Origin of the sequence: Oscillibacter sp. CU971, from assembly GCF_905219725.1 — a bacterium.
In the GTDB taxonomy this organism is placed as follows: Bacteria; Bacillota; Clostridia; order Oscillospirales; family Oscillospiraceae; genus Oscillibacter.
The window spans coordinates 1-3527 of record NZ_CAJMXG010000264.1; the positions used below are offsets into that span (position 1 = coordinate 1).

Consider the following 3527-nt stretch of genomic DNA (forward strand, 5'->3'; position numbering starts at 1 on the left):
CTCCTGCCCCGGAGCCCCCTGGGAAGTGTTCCTCCACGACGCCGGGGACTGCGGGGAAGTTTCCCGCCCCTCCCTGGAGTCCGCCGGAGACGAACGCCCCGAGATTCCCTTCGACCCGGCCCTCCTGGCCTTTGAATATCCATACCGCCGGGAAGCGGCCCTCCCCGCCAAGCTGACGGCCACCCAATTAAAGGGCCGTCCCCTGGACCAGGAGATCGCGGAGAACGCCGCCCACACTCCCTACCTCCGGCCCCTCTCCCAGCCCAAATTCCGCCGGGAGCAAACCGGCCTCACCCCGGCGGAAAAGGGCTCCGCCACCCACCTGGTCCTCCAGTACCTGGACTTTCAAAATTCCGGCGTCCCCGCCCAAATCGCCGCCCTGGCGGAAAAGGGCCTTCTCACGGCCCAGCAGGCCCAGGCCGTGGACGTCCCCGCCCTGGAGCGCCTCCTGGCCTCCCCCCTGGCCCGGGAGGTCCGCCAAAGCCCCCGCTGTCTCCGGGAGTACCGCTTCACCCTGCTGGTTCCCGCCCGGGAGTATGACCCCCAGGCCTCGGAGGAGGACGCCATCCTCCTCCAGGGCGTGGCGGACCTGTGCTTTGAGACGGAGGGGGGCCTGACGGTGGTGGACTTTAAAACCGACCATGTGTTCACTCCCCAGGAGATCACGGACCGGGCGGAGCGCTACCGCCCGCAGCTGGAGGCTTACAGCCTGGCCTTAACCCGGGTGCTGGAAGCCCCCGTCACCCGCCGGGTGCTCTACTTCCTCTCCCCGGGGAAGGCGGTGGACGTGTAAGTGTCTGCTAAATTTTTCCAGCGCGAAAACCGCCCAATTGGGGCAAGCTAAGGACCAGCTCGACAGGATTGGAGGGATATCCATGGCAATCGACAAAATCGCCGTCCTGCTGGCGGTCATCGGCGCGCTGAACTGGGGCGGCATCGGCCTGTTCGGCTTTGACGCCGTGGCCTGGCTCTTCGGAGGCCAGACGGCGGTGTTTTCCCGAATCATTTACGCCCTGGTGGGGCTGGCGGGCCTGTGGTGCTTGACGTTGCTGTTCCGCCTGGACCGGGAAACCGCCGCCCACCCGGCTTAACGGCGTCCAAAAAGCGAAAACCGGAGGGGAAACTCCTCTCCGGTTTTTGCTGCCTTGCGGGAAAAGATGAACAATTTTGAAATCCCGTCCCCCGCCGTCTTTACTTCCCCGTTAAAATGCTCTATAATCGCACATAATATTTCCATAGAATGCCTGTGCAAACGGAAAGGAAGGACCCGACAAATGGAACACAAGCTCCGCGAATACGCCCGCCTCCTGGTGCGGATTGGTCTGAACCCCTATCCCGGCCAGCGGNTGGTGATTTCCTCCCCGGTGGAGTGCGCCCCCTTCGCCCGCCTGTGCGCGGAGGAGGCCTATGAGGCCGGCTGCTGCGAGGTGGTGATGAACTGGACCGACGACGCCATGACCCGGATGAAATACCTCCGCGCCTCCGAGGAGGTCTTCGACGCCGTGCCCCTCTGGCGGCGGCACTTTTTCAACGACCAGGCCCTGGAGGGCACGGCCTACCTCGCCATCTCCGCCTCGGACCCGGAGAATCTGAAGGGCGTGGATTCCCAGCGCATCATCCGGGCCCAGCGGGCCAGCGGCAAGGCCCTCAAGGACTTCGACCGCCTCCAGATGTGCGGCGGTTTCCCCTGGTGCATCGCGTCGATTCCCATTCCCTCCTGGGCCGCCCGGGTCTTCCCGGACAAGGGGGAGGCGGAGGCCGTGGCGGCCCTGTGGGACGCGATTTTCTCCGCCGTCCGCGTCACCGGGGACGGCAAAGCCGTGGACCGCTGGAAAGAGCACCTCTCCACCCTGGAAAAGCGCCTGGAGAAGCTGAACGNCCAGAAATNAAAATCCCTCCATTACACCAATTCCCTGGGCACGGACCTCACCGTGGAACTGCCCGAGGGCCACATCTGGGAGAGCGGCGGGGACCATACCCTCTCCGGCCGCAGCTATATCGCCAACATCCCCACGGAGGAGATCTTCACCTCCCCCCTNAAAANCGGGGCGAACGGCGTGGTCTATGCCTCCCTGCCCCTGGTCCACGACGGCAACGTCATCGACAAATTCCACTTCGTGGTAAAGGACGGCAGAATCGTGGAGGCCCATGCGGAGCAGGGGGAGGAGACTCTGAAAGCCGCCATATCCGTGGACGAGGGCGCGGCCTACTTCGGCGAGGCGGCCCTGGTCCCCTATGACAGCCCGATTTCCAACCAGAACCTGCTCTTCTATAACACCCTCTTCGACGAGAACGCCGCCCGCCNCATCGCCTTCGGCGAGGCCTACCCCTGCCTGGAGGGAGGCCAGCAGATGACCAAGGACGAATTGAAGGCCCGGGGCCTNAACGACTCCATCACCCCTGTGGACTTCATGATCGGCACCCCGGACCTCTCCATCGTGGGAACCACCCGGGACGGCAGAGAGGTCCCCATCTTCATCCAGGGGAATTTTGCCCCGGAATTTTAACCGCCCGGAATNTCACATAAGGAAACGAGGAAATCACCATGCAATGCAAANTGCGAGAGACCACCCCCGACGTGCTGATCTGCGACGGCGCGAAGGTCAGCGGCGACGTGACCCTTGGAAAGGGCGTGAATATCTGGTATAACGCCGTCCTCCGGGGAGACGAGGGAGCCATCACCGTAGGCGAGGGCACCAATATCCAGGACTGCGCCATCCTCCACGAGGAGACCCGGGTAGGCGCGGGCTGCACCATCGGCCACGGGGCCATTGTCCACGGCTGCACCGTGGGGAACAACGTCCTCATCGGCATGGGGGCCATTGTCCTCAACGGGGCGAACATCGGGGACGACTGCATCGTGGGCGCGGGGGCCCTGGTGACGGGGAAGATGGACGCCCCCGCCGGGTCCATGATTTTAGGAAGCCCCGCCAAGGTCGCCCGCCCCCTGACGGAGGCGGAAATCGCCTCCAACCGGGAGTCCGCCGAGGGCTACCTCCACGCGGCGGAAGCCTATCGCCGGGGCTGAGCCATGGACTGGAACCGAAGTCAAATCAAGCAGCGGCTGGCGGTGGTCTGCGGCGGCGTGGCCTTTTTCTGCGCCCTGCAAAACCTCCCCGCCCTGGCGGGGGCCCTGCGGTGGGTGCTGGGCGTCTTGGGCCCCTTCCTGGTGGGCGGGGCCATCGCCTTTATTCTAAATGTCCCCATGCGGGCCATCGAGGCCCGCCTCCCCAGGGGGAAGCGGTGGAAGCCCCTCCGCCGTCCCCTGGCCCTGGTCCTGACCCTGGCGGCCATGACCGGCGTGGTGACCCTGGCGGCCTGTGTCATCAGCCCCGGCATTGGCGACGCGGTCCGCTCCATCACCAGCCAGCTTCCCGCCGCCATCCGGCGGATGGAGGAGCAGCTGGCGGAGCTGGAGGCCTGGCTTCCCCAGCTGGAGACCTTCGCGGCGGGCCTGGAATTCGACTGGAAGAACCTGACGGAAAAGGCCGTCACCCTGGTCCGGGACTGGGGCGGGGGGCTGGTGT

General features: G+C 65.2%; 4 protein-coding genes and 1 pseudogene. All 5 read left to right on the forward strand.

What is annotated here, in order from left to right:
• Positions 1–793: PD-(D/E)XK nuclease family protein (locus tag JX325_RS13760; RefSeq protein WP_204791665.1), on the forward strand; the 793-nt coding region annotated here is incomplete at its 5' end.
• Positions 794–875: 82 nt separating this feature from the next.
• Positions 876–1091, forward strand: coding sequence for a DUF378 domain-containing protein (locus JX325_RS13765; RefSeq protein ID WP_204791666.1), 216 nt, complete (start codon positions 876–878; stop codon positions 1089–1091).
• 183 nt (positions 1092–1274) lie between these two features.
• Positions 1275–2507, forward strand: a complete 1233-nt coding sequence (locus JX325_RS13770; RefSeq protein ID WP_204791667.1) for an aminopeptidase — start codon at positions 1275–1277, stop codon at positions 2505–2507.
• Positions 2508–2545: 38 nt separating this feature from the next.
• Positions 2546–3028, forward strand: coding sequence for a gamma carbonic anhydrase family protein (locus JX325_RS13775; protein WP_204791668.1), 483 nt, complete (start codon positions 2546–2548; stop codon positions 3026–3028).
• Positions 3029–3031: 3 nt separating this feature from the next.
• Positions 3032–3527, forward strand: a pseudogene (locus JX325_RS13780) (AI-2E family transporter); the annotation flags it as partial.

Excerpts from the sequence above, each read along its gene's own strand:
- JX325_RS13765 (WP_204791666.1), top strand. The coding sequence starts at position 876 with ATGGCAATCGACAAAATCGCCGTCCTGCTGGCGGTCATCGGCGCGCTG.